Below are 17,370 nucleotides of genomic sequence, written 5' to 3'. Positions count from 1 at the left end.
CGGGCAGCAGACCGGCGCCCGTCGGCGGGAACGCCCACGGGCCGGTCCCTCGTCACCGTTCCGGCCGTCCACGGCACTGCCGCCGTGGACGGCCGGAACGGCACACCGCCCTACACCCGGCCCGGCCGTGCAGCCGCCGGCGAATCAGGGCTCGACGAACTTGTCCGCCAAACCCCGTTCCAGGTAGTCGTCCGGCAGATCCTGGATGACCAGCTCGGCTTCGGTCCGTCCGGTGTGCAGCCGCCAGTACGCGTCGGCGATCGTCTGCGGCTGGGAGTCGTGGCCCCCTTGGCCGATGAAGGCGGCGATCGCCACGTGCGCGGCGTAGACGCCGGTGCCGGACAGCGCCGCATGCAGGTTGAGGATCCAGTTGCGCATCCCGCCCGTGGCGATCTGGACGTTTGCCACGTGCGGGGCGATCACCGGCCCCGACCCCGCCCCGCTGCTGATCAGGATCGTCCCCGTGCCGCGCTCAAGCATGCCGGGCAGGACGTGCTGCACCGCCGCCACGCCCCCGAGCAGATAGAGGTCCAGCTGCGTCAGAACCGAGTCGACGGTGACCTTCGTGGCCTCGACCAGCGGCGCCCGGCGCAGGTCGGCCGGGGACGGCGCGGGCGAGTACTCGAGTATGTCGATCGGTCCCAGCCGCTCCTCGGCGGCGGTGAGCGCCGCGTGCAGAGCGGGACGGTCGGTCACGTCGGCGGGAAACGCCTCGGCCCGCACGCCCATGCCGGACAGGTCGTCGGCCACCGCCTGCAGCGTCGTACGGCTGCGGGCGATCAGCGCCACGTCGATCCCCTCGGCGGCGAACCGCCGGCCGATCGCGCGCCCCAGTTGCGGGCCTGCGCCCACGATCGCGAGCGTGCTCAATTCCCCACCTCGTTATCCTTGTATCGACTTCCGGACCGCGGATGTCGGATCTTCGATGCATGCCGGAACAACGGTAGGAAGCGTGTGGTCTCGGCGCCTCGGACCGGCGCGTCAGCCCGAACGGGAGATTCGCGACAACGATGAGCGGCACTTTCTCGGCAGACGTGAGCGGCGCCAACGCCTTCAGCGACTTCGCGCACCAGTGGCGGAGCCGGATGGGCGAGACCTTCGCACTGGCACCCTTCCGCCGGACGACCGTGTCCGGCTTCTCGGCGCGGTCCCGCGGGTTCCGGGTGCGGGACATGATGTTCAACCGCTTCGAGACCGCGGCCGCCCTGCGGACGGCGGGCCGACGGGTCGGAGCCGACGATCACGTACGCCTGTGGATCGTCCACCGGGGGACCTGGCGGTTCGAGGAACCGGGAGGAGCCGAGCACACGGCACCGGCCGGCCACCTGGTGGTACAGAGGGGAAGGCTGTCCTCCTTCGCCGCGGCGCCACACACCGTCGTGCAGGTACTCGTCCTGCCCGCCGCAGAGGTCCAGTCCGCACGAGGCGGGTCTGCCTCCGGACCGGCCGACACCGCCGAGATTCGGCTGCTGACGGCGCACGCCGCGATGGTGGGCCGGGTGCTGGACCGCCTCGCGCCGGCCGGGGTCGACGCCGCCCGCGGCACCCTGGCCGAGTTGGCCCGGGCCGCCGCCGGGGGCGGCCTGGACGACGTGGAACCCCTGTTGTCGTCGGCCCTGGCCCAAGCCGCGCGGGACCTGGCCGACCGCCGGCTCACCGATCCCGCCCTGTCCCCCTCGGCTCTCGCCCGGGAGTTGAACGTCTCCCCGCGTACCCTCCAACGGGCCTTCGCCAGGGAAGGCCGACCGCTGAGCACCTACATCCGGCGCCGCCGCCTCGAGGAGGCATGCCGCGCGCTCGTCGCACCGCACCGGCGCATGACCGTCACGGAGATAGCCGCCCGCTGGCAGTTCGCCGACAGCGGCCACTTCGCACGCGCCTTCCGCCAGTACTACGGCAGGACCCCGACCGACTACGCTGCGACCGCTGCTCGTGAAAAGGATGCCACGTAGCCGTGCGGGCCGGAGCCGCCACCCGCCCACGGCGGGGACTCGGGTCGAACTGGCCGCGGATCCAGCACCACTACAGCCCTGGCCGCCTACGAGAGCGCCCGCCGCGCCCGGTTCACGAGAGTGCGCCAGCGCTCCCACGCGGTCGAGTACGCCGTCGGGGCCGCCGAGTCCGCTGAGTGCTACCACTCGCTGTACTTCGCCACCGTCCACCAGGCGGCCGAGACCAGCTCGTCGATGCAGGTCAGCAGAGTGCGAGTGCGGCTCTCGACGTCGGTCACGCCGTCGGCGAGGAACAGCCGGACGGCCTCGCGGTCAGCGTTCTCGCGCCCGGAGCCCAGGCCCCTTTCTACTCGTCGATCACTTTCCACGACCCTGGGTGCGCAGGGCGAGAAGGGCAATGTCGTCCTCGTTGGCTGCCGGGCGGGCACGGGCGAGTAGCTTGTCTGTGAAGGTGTCCAGGGACTGGTGTGAGAGGGCAGCGGCGTGGCGGCTCAGCCTGTCGAGTCCGTCGTCGAGTGATGCGCCGGGCTCTTCGATGAGGCCGTCGGTATACAGCAGTAGTGTGGCCCCCGGTGGCAGGAGCAGCGATACGTCCGGGCGTGGCTCCCGCAGTCCTGTCCCGAGGAGTATCCCGTGTGCGTCGGTGAGGTACTGGGGCACTCCCTCGCGGGTGATGAGCAGGGGTGGCGGGTGGCCCGCGTTGGTCCAGGTCAGCTCCCAGCCGAGGGATGCGACGTGCGTGAGCCTGGCCAGGACGAGGGTGGCCATGGCGGGCCCGGACATTTGCATGGTGGCTTGGTCCAGCCATTCGACGATCTTGCTGGGCGGTTTCTGCTGGGAGAAGGCGTAGGCGCGCAGCATGTTTCGCAGCTGGGCCATGTCGGCCGCTGCGTCAAGATCATGTCCGACCACGTCTCCGATGACCAATGCGGTTGCGCCGTCGGGCAGGACGAACGCGTCGTACCAGTCGCCGCCGACCTGGGAAGCGTCCGGTGCCGGCATGTAGCGGGCTGTCATCTGTAGTTCGGGCACACGTGGCAGATGCGGCAGGAGGTGACGTTGCATCGTCTCCGACACCTTCCGCTGTCTCTGGTAGAGACGGGCGTTGTCCAGGGCGAGTCCGGCCCGCCGCGTGATCTCTTCCAGCAGTGGCAGATCGGCGGTGGTGAAAGGGCGCGAGCCCTCGGAGCGGCCCAGAGTCAGAGCGCCCAGCACGTCTCGGAGGCCGCGGACCGGGCCGATGATGGCGGATTGGATCCCTGTGGCGGCAAACAGCCGACGCTGTTCAACGGCGATTCCCGAGTCCGGCTCCCCCTGGTAGATCTCGGGGCCCGCCAGGGCGGACGAGGCGCCCCTCAGCGCACGCGAGAGCGGGAGCTGGGACTCTTGAGGAACTGCGGGCATGGGGCCGACGAGGTCTTCCTGGTTCCTCAGATCGCCGTCCTCGACATGGACGACCGCACGACGCCAGACCTCGCCCGTCTCGGTGATCAGGTCGACGACCGCCCAGTCCGCCAGCCGCGGCACCAGCAGACGTACCAGCCGGTTCAGGACCTCTTCCACGTCCATCGTCGAGGTCAGATGGGTGGTCAGCTCCGCGAACAGCGCCAGGCGCTTCAGCTTGGACAGCGGTTCCTGAACCGCGCCGGGCTGCGTGTCGGCCAACGGGTGGAAGAGCGCCAGCATGCCCCGTCGGTTGCCGTCGTCGTATCCGGTGACCAGCCAGGCCACAGGCGTAACTGAGCCGTCGCCCCGCTCGAACCAGAGCTCTCCGCCTTGCGCCGTACGGCTGGCCAAGGTGGCCTGCCGAATCGGGCACTCGCTTCTCGGTTCGGGTTGGCCACGGGCGTCTCGATGCAGTGTTTCATGCGCGTCGTGTCCGAGAAGCTCTGCGGCGGGGCGGTCGAGAAGCTGTTCGGCCTTCGCATTGACGGCGGTGATGACGCCATGTTCGTCCGCCAGGTACGCCGCGGCGGCCAGCGAGTCCAACCAGGTGGACCGAGGTGCCGGCCCATCCGCAGGAGCGGGTCCATCAGGTGCCGAGGGGCCTTGTTTTGGCATGTCTCTGCCCTCCTCACGGTCAACATGGAACAGTGACTCTTCCATGTGCTCTCAACCCGTCAGTGCAGACACGCAAGATTCACGTGACAGGCGTCGACGTCCTGGATTCTGCGCATCGGTCGGCCGTCCCCCGCACACTGGTGCGGTGGCGGACCAGGCGAAGGGCTCGGGACTCAGGAAGGGGTGCACGCGTCGGCGATCGACACGCTGTTCTCGTAGAGGTGATGCCGGGTGATCCGGCCCTCCTCGACGGTGAGGCGCAGCGCGAAGGGGCCCTCGAAGGACTTCCCCGTCGCGCGCACGGTCCCCGAGAGGTATCCCGTCAGGACGGCGTCGGTGCCGTCGACGAGGAACGTGTCGACGGAGGCCCGCGCATCCTCGGCCACCGTGTGCTCGGCCAGCTCCGTGAACTGGGCAGCGCATTCGGCTCCGGTGGAGCGCGGCCGGATCCACGGGACGGCGGGGTTCTCGGCGAGCAGCCAGTCGACGTCGTCCGCGAAGAGCGCGACGAGCCGCTCGACGTCCCCGGCCATCCGGGCGGCGAGGAACTCCTGGACGACGTGGCGGGTGGTGTCGGTGACGGAACTCGTGGTGAGGTCAGCGGACTTGATGGACATGGTTGCTCCTCGCGCCTTGGGTGCCGGAACCCTCGTCGGGATCTCGTTGACATGTGTCACGCTGCCGCAGCAGGGGAGCGTGGTCGATTACGCCAGAGGTAATGGCCGGGTGGAGGCTACGTGCGTCGTCAAGCCCGAGTTGGTCACGCGACGGGAAGGTGGTGCACATGGACTACGGCGACACTTCCTCAGCCGTGAAGGCTTCAGGGGATGAAGAGGACGATCAACGGCGTGCCGCGGGACCGCGTCCGACCCGTTTGCGTACCCGGCGCACCAGCTCATCCGCGGCCTGCGGCCACTGTGTGTACTGGAAGTCGAAGCCTGCCTGGTCCAATCTGCCTGGGACGACACGGCGGCTCTTCAGCAGCAGTTCGGTGTCGGTACGCAGAGCGAACGCGCCGACCTCGGCCATCCACTTGGTCGCGGGGAGACCCACCGGTACACCCCACGGGGAGCGCAGGGTGCGCATGAACGCGCGCTGTGGCAGGGGATGGGGAGCCGCCAGGTTCACCGGTCCCGCGATGTCTCCCCGGTCGAGCAGAAACTCCACCGCGCGCACGAAGTCGTGTTCGTGGATCCACGACACGTACTGTGCGCCACCGGCGACCGGGCCGCCGAGACCCAGGCGGGCCAGTCCCAGCAGGACGGCGAAGACCCCGCCGGGGTCGGGGCTCATCACCATGGCCGAGCGCAGAGCGACCTTGCGCGTGGCCGGCGTCTCCGCCTGCCGCTGAGCCCTGCTCCCAGGCTTTGGCGATCTCGACGCTGTACGCCCAGTAGTCCGGCACGCCCGGTTCGGTACCGCCGGTCACACCGGTGGCCTCGTCGTTGGGGGCGTCGAAGCGGTGCGCGTACACCGTCGCGGTGCTCATCTGCAGCCACAGCGACCGAGATCACCGGCAAGGGCGCGGACGACTACCCGCCGTACTTCCGCGACGAGGTGCCGGCACGCTGACCCGCTCGGCCCCTGAGCCCGTCTCATGTTCTGCGAACCGGGCCCGTGGGCCGTGCCTGTTCAGCGCGAGGGCGTGAGGTAGCGCAGCAGCAGGGTGTCGTCCTCGGCGAGTGCGGTGGCCAGGCGCAGGCCGGTGGGCGGGGCGGGTGGCCCGGTGGCGATTCGGCCGGCCGGGCCCGCGGTCAGCAACGGGGAGACGGTCAGACGGAGTTCGTCGACCAGGCCGGCGGCGGTCAGTGCTCCGAACAGGTGCGGCCCGCCTTCGCAGTCGATGCGCCGCAGCCCCCGCCGGGTGAGTGCGGCGACCGCCGCGGCCAGGTCGACGGTGTCCTCGCCCGCGACGACGACGTCCGCCCCGGCCTCCTGCCAGGCCCGACGCGTGGGCTCGGGTACCGAAGCGCAGGTGAGGACGGTGGTCGGGACGCGCGCCCGGGTGATGACCGGGGCGTCGGGGGGCAGTGATCGGCCCGTGCTCACCACGGCCGTCGGCGGGACGTCGGCCAAGCCGTGGCGGCGCCGGCGGTCGAGGGTCTGCCGGTCGGGGTGGACGCCGCGAAAGCCCTCGACCATGGCCGTGGTGGCGCCGATCAGCAGGACGTCGGCGAGGTCGCTGCCGAGCCGCAGCACCTTGCGGTCGGGCGGGGTCGACAGCGGCCTGGCCAGGCCGCCGACTTCCACGGCCCCGTCGGCGCTGGCGACGAAGTTGACGGCGAGCCAGCGCTCACGGTCCGGGTAGGTGTAGAGGCGTTCCAGTTCGTCGTCGTCGATGGGACGGGCGTGTTCGGCGGGCCAGATCAGGTGCATCAGGCGATCCAGGTACTCGTACGGGCAGGAGGACGGCTGCCGTTGATGCCCGCGGCCATCTCGACGACGTGCCGGGTGGGCCGGACCTGGTGGGCCCGGAAGACGGCGGCGCCGTCCCTGGCGGCGATCGCGGTCGCCGCGAGGGTGCCGGCCAGCCGGTCCTCCAGTTCCACGTCCAGCATCTCGCCCACGAACGACTTGTTGGACAGCGCCATCAGGACCGGCCACCCGGTCCGGGTGAACTCGCGGAGGTTGCGGAGCAGGAGGAGGTGGTCGGCGGTGTTCTTGCCGTAGCCGGTGGCGTCGATGAGGATGCCGCCGCGGGGCACGCCGGCGGCTTCGGCCCGCTCCGCCAGCTCGACGACGGAGGTGCGTACGGCTGCCAGCACGTCGGGGTAGTCGGGCCGGAAGGGGTCGGCGCGGGGCGTTCGGCCGCCGGTGTGCGTGCACACGTAGCCGGCCCCGTGGTCGGCGGCCACCTCGATGAGCTTCGGGTCGGCGGCGGCCCAGGCGTCGTTGAGGATGTCCGCTCCGGCCCGGCAGGCCGCGTCGCCGACTTCGTGGCGCCAGGTGTCGATACTGATCAGCAGGTCGGGGTAGCGGTCGCGGGCCCATTCCACCAGCGGAACGACGCGGGCGGCTTCTTCGGCGGCCGTGACCTCCGCTCCCGGACTGGCCGTGACGCCGCCGAGGTCGATCATGTCCGCGCCCTCGGCGACGGCCCGGGCGATGGCGGACCGGGCCGCCTCGGCGGCGAAGGTGGCACCCCGGTCGTAGAAGGAGTCCGGTGTGCGATTGACGATCGCCATCACCAGGGGCCGGTCGTCGACTACGCGGTGGCCCCGGAACTCCAGGTCGACTGCTGTGGTGGGCATGGTGTGTGCGGCTCCTGTCGTCGGCCGGTCGAGGGCGCTCATGGCCGGGGCGGTGCGTCGCCGGTGGCGAGCGCGTCGAGGTCCGCCTCGGTGAGCTGCTGGGCGGAGACCCGTGCGCGGGTGCCGACCAGGGCGGTGAGTGCGTCGCAGTGGTCCCAGGAGTTGACGTTGAGGGCGGCGGCGATCCGCCCGTCGCGCAGCCAGAAGGCGAGGAACTCGCGGGTGGCCGGGTCGCCGCGCAGGACCAGTTCGTCGCGGGCGGGGTCGGCGAGGCCGCGGTACTCGCAGCCGAGGTCGTACTGGTCGGAGAAGAAGTACGGGTCGGCGCCGTAGGCGTCGTGGCCGCCGAGGAGGTTGCCCGCCACGTGGGTGCCCTGCTCCTTGGCGTTGGACCAGTGCTCGACGCGTACGCGCCCCTCGTGGCGCGGGTGGTCGTGGGCGGCGATGTCGCCGGCCGCGTAGACGTCGGGGGCGGAGGTGCGCAGCGCGGCGTCGGTGGCGACCGCGCCCGCCGCGAGGTCCAGACCGGCGGCTTCGGCGAGTTCGATGCGGGGCACGGCGCCGACGCCGACGACCACCACGTCGGCGGGCAGTTCGCTGCCGTCGTCCAGGAGGACCGTCCGGCCGTCGGGGCGGACCTCGGTGCCGGTCGCCCCGACGCCCAGGCGCAGGACGACGCCGTGGTCGGCGTGCAGGTCGCGGAAGACCGCTCCGACCTGGTCGCCGAGGACGTGCCGCAGCGGCAGCGGCACGGGGTCGACCATGGTCACCCGGGCGCCGCGGGCGCGGGCCGCCGAAGCGACCTCGCAGCCGATCCATCCGGCGCCGACGATCACCACGCGGGCTCCGTCGGTCAGCTTCTCGCGCAGGACCAGGGCGTCGTCGAGGGTGCGCAGCGTGTGCACCCCGGGAGCCTCGAAGCCGGGCGGGACCCGGGGGCGGGACCCGGTCGCCAGCAGCAGCCGGTCGTATCCGTGGGCCGTGCCGTCGGCGTCGACGATCTCGTGGTCGGCCGGTTCGAGCGCGGTGACGGCGGTGTCACGGCGCAGGGAGATGCCGTGGTCGTCCCAGTAGCCGGCTCCGCGGACCCAGTCCGGTTCGTCCCGCCGGCCCAGCAGGACGTCCTTGGACAGCGGCGGAAGTTCGTACGGGTCGTGGGACTGTTCTCCGAACACCGTGATGTCACCGTCGAACCCCTGCTCGCGCAGGGCGGCGGCGGCCGACGCGCCGGCCAGCCCGGCGCCCACGATCAGGATCCGCCGGGGCGGGTGCTGCGATGTGCTCATGACTGCCTCCCAATGGCCTGGTGCGTTTGCTCCGCTACCGCTGGACGCCGGTGAGGGCGAGGAACTCCTGGCGGGACGCCGCGTCGTCGCGCAGCGTTCCGAGCAGGGTGGAGGTGACGGTTCTCGATCCGGTGGCCCGCACTCCGCGCAGCGTCATGCAGGTGTGCTCGGCTTCGACGACGACCCCGACGCCCCGGGGCCGCAACTGCTCGGCGAGGTGGTCGGCGACCTGCTTGGTCAGCCGTTCCTGCACCTGGGGCCGGCAGGCGTAGTGCTCCACCACCCGGGCCAGCTTCGACAGCCCGAGGATCCGCGCGCCGGGCAGGTAGCCGACGTGTGCCACCCCCACGAAGGGCAGCATGTGGTGCTGGCAGACCGACCGCAGGGGGATGTCGCGGGCCAGGACGAGCTCGTCGTAGCCCTCGTCGTTGGGGAACGTGGTCATCCGGAAGGGGCGCGCGTTGAGCAGTTCGGCGTAGCCGCGCGCCATCCGGCCGGGCGTGTCCCGGGTCCCCTCGCTGTCCACCACGACCCCGAGCGCCTGCAGGAACTCCCGGGCGGCCCGCTCGGCGGCCTCCAGGTCGGGCCCGGTGACCTCGTCGGGCCCCGTGACGTCCTCGATCACCTGCAGTGCGGCTGTGGCAGTCATATCCACGGACCCTCCTGTGACATGAGCACGGCCCTCCGTGTATCGCCAACTTCTGTTGTTTTTACAGGCTGGCCACCGCGCCGGAGATTTGTCAAATCTCATTGGTGTTACATTGGGAATGTGGGTACGAACGAGGACCGTGACAGGGACGCCATCGGTGGACTGAGCAGCCTGGACGATCCGGTGCGGCGTCGGCTGTACGACTACGTGCGGACCTGCGACGAGGCCGTCAGCCGGGAGGACGCCGCGAACGCGGCCGGGATCAGCCGCACGCTCGCGGCCTATCACCTGGACAAACTGGCCGAGGCGGGCCTGCTGACCGTCGGCTACGCGCGGGCCGCCGGGCGCGGCGGCCCGGGAGCCGGCCGGCCGGCCAAGCGCTACGCGCGGACGGACCAGGAGCTGTCGGTCAGTGTGCCGCCCCGCGACTACGGTCTGCTCGCCGGGGTGCTGGCCGAGGCCGTCGCCGCGGACGACTCCGGAGCGGTGCGGGAGGCCGTGGCCGCCGCCGCGCACGCGGCGGGCAGGTCGGCCGGTGGCGAGGACCTGACGGCGGCGCTGCGCGGCTGCGGCTACGAGCCCGCGACGACGGCCGGAGGCAGCATCGACCTGCGCAACTGCCCCTTCCACCGGCTCGCTCGCGAGCACACGGAACTGGTGTGCTGGCTGAACCTGCACCTGGTACGGGGCGTGCTCGAGGCCGGCGGACACCAGCCCGGCCGTGCGGTGCTCGCCCCCCGCCCCGGCCGCTGCTGCGTGGTCGTCGACCCGCCCGAGCAGGAGCCCGAAGCCACGGCCGCCCGACGACCGCACCGGGGCGGCCCGTAGCCCTCGCGACGGGTGCTGAGGTTCGCGTCGAAGTGATGATCTGTCTGCTCGCGGAGACTGAAGGAGGTGAGTTGATGAGGGTGGTGGAAACGCCCGCCGTGCGCGGCGCCCGAGTCGTCCTCGTCTCCAGGGCCTCGTCCTGAGCTCTGCCTGCCGCCCTAGCCCGGACGCCGAACCGTCGGGGCCCGGGCCGCGCGGGGCCGGTAGGGCTCAGGCCAGCGCGTTCACCGCGGCCGAGAACACGCGGGGCAGACGAGCGGCGGTGGGCATGATGCGGGGGGCGAGCGAGGGCTGCAGACGGGCTCGCAACAGGAGTTCGGTCAGCAGCCGGTGTCTGCGGGTCGCCCTGAGCCAGTCGGTCTCGTAGCGGCCGGGTGTGCCCCGGCGCAGGTTGGCGACCAGGGCTTCGGCGCCGACGAGGGCGAGAGCGACGCCCTCACCGGTCAGGGCGTCGACGTATCCGGCGGCGTCGCCGACGAACAGGATCCTGCCGTGGGCCCGGGTGCGGGCGCGCTGCCGCAGGGGCCCGGCGCCCCGCACCGAGGTGACCGCCCGGTCCGGCGGCAGACGGGCCGCCAGACCGGGAAAGCCCTCCAGGTGGGTGGTGAAGGAGGCGCGCCGGGTGGTCAGCACGGCGATCCCGACGAGCCGGGGGCCGATCGGGGTGACGTATGCCTCCGCGTCGCTGCCCCAGTGCACTTCGACGTACGGCGACCAGGGTGCCACCGCGTAGTGCCGGCGCAGCCCGTAGCGGGGTGCGCCACGGGTTGGCGTATCCAGGCCGAGGGAGCGCCGCACACGTGAGTGCAGGCCGTCCGCCGCGACCAGCCACCGGGAGCGCAGCCCCGTGCCGGGCACGCTCACGCCCGCACCGTCCTGCCGCACCTCTGCCACGCGCAGCGGCAGCACCGGAACCCCGGCCGCCAGCACGGCACGGTGCAGCACGCCGTGCAGGTCGGTGCGGCGGACACCCATGCCGGGGCCGTGGCGGAACGCGGCCTGGACCCCGCGGGCGCCCTGGACGTAACGGATGCCGCTGACGGGGACGCCGGGGACTACCAGGCCGAGCGCGGCGAGCGAGCGGACCGCGCCGGGCATCAGCCCCTCGCCGCACGCCTTGTCTACCGGCGCCGGGCGGGGCTCGACGACGACCGTGTCGAGACCGGCGCGCGCCGCGTGCAGGGCGGTGGCGAGACCGGCGGGCCCGCCCCCGACGATCACCAGGTCGTGGCGGGCGCTCACGCGGGCGCCACTTGGGCGAGGGCCGTGTTCTCACAGCGCAGGCGGACGGTGAGCAGCATCGCGTTGGCCGCGGTGAAAGCGGCCGCGGTCTGCCACGCCGAGTGCACCAGGGGCAGGGCGGCCACCTCCACCACCACCGCGACGTAGTTGGGGTGGCGAAGGAAACGGTAAGGCCCGGCGCCGATCAGACGCGCTCCCGGAACGACGATCACCCGAGTGTTCCAGTAGGGCCCGAGCGTCGCGATGCACCACCAGCGCAGGGCCTGCGCCAGGAGCGCGAGGGCCAGCATGGGCCACCCCAGGGCGGGCAGGAACGGGCGGTCGGCGAGCAGGGGTTCGAGCAGACAGCACGCGAGCAGGCCGGTGTGCAGGGCCACCATCACGGGGTAGTGGCCACGGCCGTGCTCCACTCCGGCGCGGGCGAGCGTCCACGCCGCGTTGCGGCGGGCGACGACGAGTTCGGCCACGCGTTCGGCGGCGACGGCGAGGACGAGAAGCGCGTACCACATGAGAGCACCTCACCAGCGCAGCAGGACGAGTTCGGAGCAGAATCCGGGGCCCATCGCCAGGAGCAGACCCCAGGTGCCGGGCTCCGGCGCACGGCGTGCCCGGATGCCCTCCAGGATGTGCAGCACGGACACGGACGACATGTTCCCCACCGCCGCCAGGGAGCGCCGTGAACAGTCCAGGGCGTCCTCGGACAGGCCGAGGGTCTCGCTCACCGCCGACAGGATCCGCGGGCCGCCGGGGTGGCAGATCCAGGTTCCGATGTCGTCGACGGTCAGCTCGTGCTCGGCCAGGAACGCGCGCAGATGCCGGCCGAAGTGGCCCCGGACGATGTCCGGGACACCGGCGTCGATCACGACGCGGAAGCCGGCGGCGCCGATCTCCCACCCGAGAAGCCGCTCGGTACCCGGGTACAGGTGACTGCGCGTGGCGACCACGCGGGGACCGGCCGCGGGTGCGACCGCGCCGCTGCTGCCGCCGTCGGTGTTGCCGCCGCGGGCGACGAGTGCGGCGGCGCCGTCGCCGAAGAGCGCCCCGGCGACGAGGTTGGCGCGCGAGGAGTCACCGCGCTGGAGCGTGAGCGAGCACAGCTCCACGGTGAGCAGCACCGCGGTGTCGTCGGGATGCCCGCGGAGGTGGTCGTGCACCCGGGCGAGACCGGCGGCCCCCGCGACACAGCCGAGCCCGAACAGCGGAAGCCGCTTGACGTCGGGCCGCAGCCCCATGCGCCCCGCCAGCCGGGCGTCGAGCGACGGCGCGGCCACGCCCGTGATCGAGGCGAACACCAGCAGGTCGACGTCGTCCGGTGCCAGCGCCGCCTCGCGCAGCGCGCCCGAGAGGGCCTCCTCGCCCAGTTCGAGACCCGTCTCGAGCCAGGCGTCGTTGCTGCGCCCGAAGTCACCGAGCCGGGCGTACCGCTCGATCGGCAGCGCGAGGTGACGCGTACCCACCCCCGCGGACGCGTGCACACGGTGCAGCAGGGCGCGGTCCGCCCCGGGGGACAGGCACAGGTCGCCGATGGGCCCGGTGAGCTCGTGCTGGGCGTACCGGTGCGGGGGCAGCGCGCACCGCACGGCGGCGATGCGGGGGCCCGCCGCGGACGGTGGCGACGCGCGCCGCGCGGGGGAAGCGGGAGCGGACGGCGAGGGAGCATGCTCGACTAGCACGGGGACACGCATGTCGTTCATGCCTTCCTCGGCCGCCGGTCCCACTACCGTGCGTACGTGTCACTCCACCCGTCCGGGGTTCTCCCGCGCTCGTCCGGCAGAGTCGTGGCGCTGCTGCGCGCCTGCCATCCGGAACCGACGGTCGCCGTCACCGTCTTCGTGGCGGTCCTGGCGGTCGGAGCCGGCCGCGGACCGGCCGGGTCGGTGGCCGTGGCGCTCGCCGTACTGGCCGGCCAACTCTCGATCGGCTGGTGCAACGACGCCGTCGACGCGCGGCGCGACACGGCCTGCCGACGCGGTGACAAGCCGGTGGGCACCGGGGAGCTTCCGCGGGCCGCTGCCGCCGCCGCGGCGGGCACTGCCCTGGCCCTGTGCGTACCCCTGTCCCTGCTCTGCGGGCTCGCCGCGGGAACGGTCCACCTGGTGGGGGTTGCCGCCGGCTGGGCGTACAACCTGCGGCTGAAGCGGACGGTCCTCTCGCCGCTGCCGTACGCGGTGGGCTTCGCCGCCCTGCCGGCCTTCGTCACCCTCGGCCCGCCCCTGTCGGCCTGGCCCGCATGGTGGGCCACGACCGCCGGGGCCCTGCTGGGCGTGGGTGCCCACCTGGCGAACGTGCTGCCGGACATCGAGGACGACCTGGCCACGGGGGTGCGCGGGCTGCCGCAGCGGCTGCGCCGGCCGGCCTGCCGCCGGCTGGTGCCGGTCGTGATGTCGGCCGCCGTGGGAGTGCTCGTCGTGGGACCGCCCGGCGCGACCGGAGTCATGGACCAGGTGCTGGCGGGGGCGGCCGTGGTCGCCGCCGTGGCGGGCACGGCCGTGCGGTCGGGAGCCCGCAGCCGGTGGCTGTTCCGCACGGCCATCGTGGTGGCCGCCATCGGGGTGACGGAACTGCTGCTGCACGCTCCCGACATGAGCTGAGCGCGGGCTCCGAACCCGGACCCGACCGCTCCGAAGCGTGCCGGCGGCACCGTGCGCGGTCGGCCGCACTCCGAACAGACGCGGTGCGTTGGTCGGTTCGCGAGTCCTGGGGTGCACTGAGTCCGGTGGCCCCGAAGCGGGGCCGCGTGCTGCCCCGCGAGGCGGCCCGACGGTCGAGGAGACCCTCATGAAACGCATCAGGACAGCCACCGCGCTGGCCGCGGCCCTGCTGGTCGCCGGCGCGGCGGCAGGGTGTTCGGACGACGGTGGCTCAGGCAGCGCCGGCGGTACGGAGACCCGCAACGCCGCGGACGTGCCGGACACCGACGTCGTCCCGGCCGCGACCTCGTCGAGCGCCCCCGCGGTCGACGTCAAGGACGGCACCTACGGCAAGTCGCTCGTCGACGAGAAGGGCCGGACCCTCTACCTCTTCGAGAAGGACTCGAAGGACAAGTCGAAGTGCGACGGCGACTGCGCCAAGGCGTGGCCGCCGTTCACGGTCAAGGCGACCCCGACCGCGGGCAAGGGAGTGAAGAAGGACCTGCTCAAGACCATCAAGCGGGACGACGGCTCCGAGCAGGTGACGTACAACGGGCACCCGCTGTACCGGTTCGCCGACGACCAGAAGCCCGGTGACACCAACGGGCAGGACGTCGACGCCTTCGGCGCCAAGTGGTTCGTCGTCGACCCCGACGGCGACAAGATCACCACCAAGCCCAAGACCGGCGACGGCGGCTACTGACCTCAGGCCGGACCGGCCCACCAGCGCTCGGAGACCCCATGCCGTTCCCGTTCCTCACCGGTGCCGCCCGGCTCGCCGCGGCCGCCGTCTGCGCGCTCGCCCTGACCACCCTCGTCGGATGTTCCGACGGGGGAGGCGGTGGCGGCGACGGCGCGACCGAGTCCGCCACCCGATCGTCCGCGAGCGGTGGGACACAGGTCACGATCAAGGACTTCAAGTTCGAGCCCGCCTCCCTGACCGTCTCTCCCGGGGCGAAGGTCACCGTCGTCAACAAGGACTCGACCACGCACACCCTGACGGCGTCCAAGGGCGGTTCCTTCGACACCGGAGACATCGCCCCCGGCAAGAGCGCCACCTTCACGGCGCCGTCCACGGCGGGCGGCTTCCCCTACACCTGCACGATCCACCCGTTCATGAAGGGCACGCTCACCGTCGAGTGACCCCGGCCGGTGGCCCCCGGCCCCGAGAACGGAGACCTGCCATGTCGTCACAGTCCACCGCTCCGCCCTCGCGCCGAGGCGGCGCCGGCCGGGTCGTACGGGGTGCCGTGCGAGTGCTCGCCGCGGCCGGTCTCGCCGTGGACGCGTATCTGCACGCGCACCTCGCCGACCGGTACGACGCCATCGCGTCGAGCGTCGTCGGCCAGGGCACCCTCTTCCGCCTCGAGGCGGCCCTCGCGGCACTGGCCGCCCTGCTCGTCCTCGTCTGGCGCCGCCTCCCAGGGGACCTCTTCGCCGCGTTGGTGGCGGTCGGCGGACTCGCGCTGCTGCTCGTGTACCGCTACGTGGACGTCGGCGAACTGGGGCCGATCCCGGACATGTACGAGCCGGTCTGGTACGGCCAGAAGGAAGCCACCGCCGTCGCCCAGGCCGTCGCCGCGCTCGCCACGCTTTCTCTGCTGCTCGTCCGGCCCCGAGGCGGTCGCGGCCACTGAGGTGCGGCCGGCAGTTCTCGGCGGCGTACTCGGTTCCAACCCCGCCTTGGTCAGTAGGGCCTGGCAACGGGGCCCAGAAAGGACGGGTCCAGGACCCGAGGTGAGGCGGGCCGTCAGCCTTCTGTGTCGTCCGGATGCCAGGGGGCGCCTGCTCGGGTAGGGCGGGCACCGGTGGCGATCCGCAGTGCGTACACAGGCGCGTCAGCGGCATTCGGTACACGGCCGAGGTAGTGGTGTCCGATCATGTGGCACCAGGCGGGCAGGAGGGCGAGGGAGAGCGCTCCGCCGGCGAGGGCGAGGGCGGGGTAGCTGGTGGCGGTGACCATGATGCCGGAGGCCATGCCGCCGGTGGCGCCGGCGATGGCGATGGAGACGTCGACCACGCCCTGCGTCTTGGCGCGCGTAGCCAACGGGACGGTGTCGGTGATGATCGCGGTGCCCGAGACGAGGCCGAAGTTCCAGCCGAGACCCAGCAGGGCGAGCGCGAGAGCAAGGAGGAAGACCGAGTCGCCGGGCGCCGCGGCGGCGAGGATTCCGGCGGCCAGCAGGGTGATGCCGGAGGCTGCGGCGATCTTCATCCGGCCGTAGCGGTCGACGAGCCATCCGGTCAGTGGCGAGGGCAGGTACATGGCACCGATGTGGATGCCGATGACGAGGCCGGATGCGGCGGTGGAGTGGCCGTGGTCGTGCATGTGGACCGGGGTCATCGTCATGATCGCGACCATGACGAGCCGAGTGAGGATCATGACCAGCGCACCCAGGACCACTCCTCCGCGGCCCTGGCTGCTGTCGGCGTCATCGGCGGTGGCCGGGTCGGTCGCGGCGTCGGCCTCCTTGGTCTGGGCAAGGGCGCGGGCCAGGAGCAGCGGGTCGGGGCGCAGCCAGAGGGCGAGGACGAGCGCGGCCAGCGCGTACGCGGCGCCGGAGATGACGAAGAGCCCGGCGAGGTGGGGGATGCCGAGGTGTTCGGCGAGGGTGCCGGCGGGGGCTGCGAGGTTGGGCCCGGCGACGCCGCCGAGCGTGGTGGCGACCAGGACGCTGGAGACGGCACGCGCCCTTGGAGTCGATCGTGTCGCTCTTCTCTGGGCCTATGGCCGGAGACCGCACCTGCTGGGCAGTGACGTCTAACGGTTTCCGGGCGACGGTTGCGGCCGGAGGGAGAGGAGGGTCAGGTGCCACCAGTCGGTGAGGCGGTTGTCGAGGGCGGTCGTGTCCTCAAGTGCCTCGGTGAGAGTGCACAGGCCGAAGAACGCGGGTACCAGGGTGCGGGCCGCGCGGGCGGGGCGGATCCCCTCGTTGACGTGCCCTGCCAGTCGGGCCTGGGCGAGCAGCCGTGTGGTGGCGGCGGTCCAGAGCGCGAAGGGGTCGGGGATGGGAGCTTTGATGACGGTGCGCTCGACCCACAGACGGGCACCGGCACGGGTCACTGGGTCACGGGTGAGAGCGTGGGCGATGTCGTAGCTGAGGGCCACGAGCCGTTCGAGCGGGGGTACGGTCTCGTCTCCATAGCTTGCTGCGAGCTGGGACCAGGTAGCGAACCGGTCCTCGACGACGGCGACGGCGATTCCTTCCTTGCTGGTGTAGTGGAAGTAGATCGCGCCGCTGGTCCGGCCCGACCTCGCGCTTATGTCGTTGACGCTGGTGGCCGCGTATCCCTGCTCGGCGAACAGTTGGGCCGCCGCTTCCAGCAGTGATCTGCGGGTTACCTTCGCCCGTTCCTGCAACGTTCCGTCCGCCCTCGTCTGTTTTGATGTCGGGCCACGAATTTAGTGCGCCAGCGTACGCCCGGAGCCCAGACGGGCACTTTCGGGCGGCAATTACACAGTTCTTTCGA

General features: G+C 72.2%; 18 protein-coding genes and 2 pseudogenes. 6 read left to right on the top strand and 14 right to left on the bottom strand.

Annotated features, from left to right (window positions below; all coding sequences use genetic code 11):
• Window positions 1–144: 144 nt before the first annotated feature.
• Window positions 145–870: an SDR family NAD(P)-dependent oxidoreductase gene (locus tag IE258_RS12320; protein ID WP_189742754.1), complete on the bottom strand. Its 726-nt coding sequence runs from the start codon at window positions 868–870 to the stop codon at window positions 145–147.
• A gap of 140 nt (window positions 871–1,010) precedes the next feature.
• On the opposite strand from IE258_RS12320, the gene IE258_RS12315 reads away from it, so the two are divergent.
• Window positions 1,011–1,952 (top strand): helix-turn-helix domain-containing protein, encoded by a 942-nt coding sequence (locus IE258_RS12315; protein WP_189742753.1) that lies wholly within the window; start codon window positions 1,011–1,013, stop codon window positions 1,950–1,952.
• 179 nt (window positions 1,953–2,131) lie between these two features.
• Here IE258_RS12315 and IE258_RS12310 read toward each other — a convergent pair whose 3' ends face one another.
• The 8 genes and pseudogenes from IE258_RS12310 to folE all read right to left on the bottom strand — a co-directional run bounded on the left by IE258_RS12310 (window position 2,132) and on the right by folE (window position 9,199).
• The gene (locus tag IE258_RS12310) at window positions 2,132–2,320 is read right to left on the bottom strand and encodes a hypothetical protein (protein ID WP_373309747.1); all 189 of its coding nucleotides are present in this window, start codon (window positions 2,318–2,320) and stop codon (window positions 2,132–2,134) included.
• On the bottom strand, window positions 2,310–4,013 hold the full coding sequence (locus IE258_RS12305; RefSeq protein WP_189743571.1) for a SpoIIE family protein phosphatase: 1,704 nt from the start codon (window positions 4,011–4,013) through the stop codon (window positions 2,310–2,312). Before IE258_RS12305 ends, IE258_RS12310 begins: the two co-directional genes overlap by 11 nt.
• A 173-nt stretch (window positions 4,014–4,186) precedes the next feature.
• Window positions 4,187–4,630 (bottom strand): nuclear transport factor 2 family protein, encoded by a 444-nt coding sequence (locus tag IE258_RS12300; RefSeq protein ID WP_189742751.1) that lies wholly within the window; start codon window positions 4,628–4,630, stop codon window positions 4,187–4,189.
• Window positions 4,631–4,853: 223 nt separating this feature from the next.
• Window positions 4,854–5,514: pseudogene (locus IE258_RS12295) on the bottom strand (DUF1731 domain-containing protein); the annotation flags it as partial.
• A gap of 131 nt (window positions 5,515–5,645) precedes the next feature.
• Window positions 5,646–6,389: a dihydrofolate reductase family protein gene (locus IE258_RS12290; RefSeq protein ID WP_189742749.1), complete on the bottom strand. Its 744-nt coding sequence runs from the start codon at window positions 6,387–6,389 to the stop codon at window positions 5,646–5,648.
• Window positions 6,389–7,264, bottom strand: a complete 876-nt coding sequence (gene folP, locus IE258_RS12285; RefSeq protein WP_189742747.1) for a dihydropteroate synthase — start codon at window positions 7,262–7,264, stop codon at window positions 6,389–6,391. Before folP ends, IE258_RS12290 begins: the two co-directional genes overlap by 1 nt.
• A gap of 38 nt (window positions 7,265–7,302) precedes the next feature.
• Window positions 7,303–8,550 (bottom strand): NAD(P)/FAD-dependent oxidoreductase, encoded by a 1,248-nt coding sequence (locus tag IE258_RS12280; protein ID WP_189742745.1) that lies wholly within the window; start codon window positions 8,548–8,550, stop codon window positions 7,303–7,305.
• 34 nt (window positions 8,551–8,584) lie between these two features.
• Window positions 8,585–9,199: a GTP cyclohydrolase I FolE gene (folE, locus tag IE258_RS12275; RefSeq protein WP_189742743.1), complete on the bottom strand. Its 615-nt coding sequence runs from the start codon at window positions 9,197–9,199 to the stop codon at window positions 8,585–8,587.
• A 120-nt stretch (window positions 9,200–9,319) separates the two neighbouring features.
• Between folE and IE258_RS12270 the strand changes: the two genes are divergently transcribed.
• Window positions 9,320–10,027: a helix-turn-helix transcriptional regulator gene (locus IE258_RS12270; protein WP_189742741.1), complete on the top strand. Its 708-nt coding sequence runs from the start codon at window positions 9,320–9,322 to the stop codon at window positions 10,025–10,027.
• 210 nt (window positions 10,028–10,237) lie between these two features.
• Here the strand turns inward: IE258_RS12270 and IE258_RS12265 are convergent, their stop codons facing one another.
• The 3 genes from IE258_RS12265 to IE258_RS12255 are packed head-to-tail and all read right to left on the bottom strand — an operon-like array spanning window position 10,238 to window position 12,963.
• Window positions 10,238–11,269, bottom strand: coding sequence for an NAD(P)/FAD-dependent oxidoreductase (locus IE258_RS12265; RefSeq protein WP_189742739.1), 1,032 nt, complete (start codon window positions 11,267–11,269; stop codon window positions 10,238–10,240).
• Entirely contained in the window at window positions 11,266–11,778 is a 513-nt protein-coding gene (locus IE258_RS12260; protein WP_189742737.1) for an isoprenylcysteine carboxyl methyltransferase family protein, read from the bottom strand. Before IE258_RS12260 ends, IE258_RS12265 begins: the two co-directional genes overlap by 4 nt.
• Before the next feature lie 9 nt (window positions 11,779–11,787).
• On the bottom strand, window positions 11,788–12,963 hold the full coding sequence (locus IE258_RS12255) for a type III polyketide synthase (RefSeq protein ID WP_189742734.1): 1,176 nt from the start codon (window positions 12,961–12,963) through the stop codon (window positions 11,788–11,790).
• 36 nt (window positions 12,964–12,999) lie between these two features.
• Here IE258_RS12255 and IE258_RS12250 point away from each other — a divergent pair, with 36 nt between their 5' ends.
• From IE258_RS12250 to IE258_RS12235, 4 genes are all read left to right on the top strand, one after another.
• The gene (locus IE258_RS12250; RefSeq protein ID WP_189742732.1) at window positions 13,000–13,860 is read left to right on the top strand and encodes a UbiA family prenyltransferase; all 861 of its coding nucleotides are present in this window, start codon (window positions 13,000–13,002) and stop codon (window positions 13,858–13,860) included.
• Between the two features lie 187 nt (window positions 13,861–14,047).
• Window positions 14,048–14,602 carry a COG4315 family predicted lipoprotein gene (locus tag IE258_RS12245; protein ID WP_189742730.1) on the top strand — a complete coding sequence of 185 codons (555 nt, stop codon included), beginning with the start codon at window positions 14,048–14,050 and terminating at the stop codon, window positions 14,600–14,602.
• Window positions 14,603–14,640: 38 nt separating this feature from the next.
• A complete protein-coding gene (locus IE258_RS12240) occupies window positions 14,641–15,042 on the top strand; it encodes a cupredoxin domain-containing protein (RefSeq protein WP_189742728.1) in 402 nt (133 codons plus the stop codon).
• Between the two features lie 41 nt (window positions 15,043–15,083).
• Window positions 15,084–15,536 carry a hypothetical protein gene (locus IE258_RS12235; RefSeq protein ID WP_229892083.1) on the top strand — a complete coding sequence of 151 codons (453 nt, stop codon included), beginning with the start codon at window positions 15,084–15,086 and terminating at the stop codon, window positions 15,534–15,536.
• A 113-nt stretch (window positions 15,537–15,649) separates the two neighbouring features.
• Here IE258_RS12235 and IE258_RS12230 read toward each other — a convergent pair.
• Window positions 15,650–16,594 (bottom strand): annotated as a pseudogene (locus IE258_RS12230) (MFS transporter); the annotation flags it as partial.
• 66 nt (window positions 16,595–16,660) lie between these two features.
• Window positions 16,661–17,260: a ScbR family autoregulator-binding transcription factor gene (locus tag IE258_RS12225; RefSeq protein ID WP_189742724.1), complete on the bottom strand. Its 600-nt coding sequence runs from the start codon at window positions 17,258–17,260 to the stop codon at window positions 16,661–16,663.
• Between the last annotated feature and the right edge of the window lie 110 nt (window positions 17,261–17,370).

The sequence above is a fragment of the Streptomyces tendae genome, from assembly GCF_014650435.1.
Classification (GTDB): domain Bacteria; phylum Actinomycetota; class Actinomycetes; order Streptomycetales; family Streptomycetaceae; genus Streptomyces; species Streptomyces tendae.
This window is presented reverse-complemented; position numbering and strand designations above follow the sequence as displayed.

Coding starts and splice junctions, on each gene's coding strand:
- IE258_RS12315 (WP_189742753.1), top strand. CDS start 1,011: ATGAGCGGCACTTTCTCGGCAGACGTGAGCGGCGCCAACGCCTTCAGC.
- IE258_RS12305 (WP_189743571.1), bottom strand. CDS start 4,013: ATGCCAAAACAAGGCCCCTCGGCACCTGATGGACCCGCTCCTGCGGAT.
- IE258_RS12300 (WP_189742751.1), bottom strand. CDS start 4,630: ATGTCCATCAAGTCCGCTGACCTCACCACGAGTTCCGTCACCGACACC.
- IE258_RS12290 (WP_189742749.1), bottom strand. CDS start 6,389: ATGCACCTGATCTGGCCCGCCGAACACGCCCGTCCCATCGACGACGAC.
- folP (WP_189742747.1), bottom strand. CDS start 7,264: ATGCCCACCACAGCAGTCGACCTGGAGTTCCGGGGCCACCGCGTAGTC.
- IE258_RS12280 (WP_189742745.1), bottom strand. CDS start 8,550: ATGAGCACATCGCAGCACCCGCCCCGGCGGATCCTGATCGTGGGCGCC.
- folE (WP_189742743.1), bottom strand. CDS start 9,199: ATGACTGCCACAGCCGCACTGCAGGTGATCGAGGACGTCACGGGGCCC.
- IE258_RS12260 (WP_189742737.1), bottom strand. CDS start 11,778: ATGTGGTACGCGCTTCTCGTCCTCGCCGTCGCCGCCGAACGCGTGGCC.
- IE258_RS12255 (WP_189742734.1), bottom strand. CDS start 12,963: ATGAACGACATGCGTGTCCCCGTGCTAGTCGAGCATGCTCCCTCGCCG.
- IE258_RS12245 (WP_189742730.1), top strand. CDS start 14,048: ATGAAACGCATCAGGACAGCCACCGCGCTGGCCGCGGCCCTGCTGGTC.
- IE258_RS12240 (WP_189742728.1), top strand. CDS start 14,641: ATGCCGTTCCCGTTCCTCACCGGTGCCGCCCGGCTCGCCGCGGCCGCC.
- IE258_RS12235 (WP_229892083.1), top strand. CDS start 15,084: ATGTCGTCACAGTCCACCGCTCCGCCCTCGCGCCGAGGCGGCGCCGGC.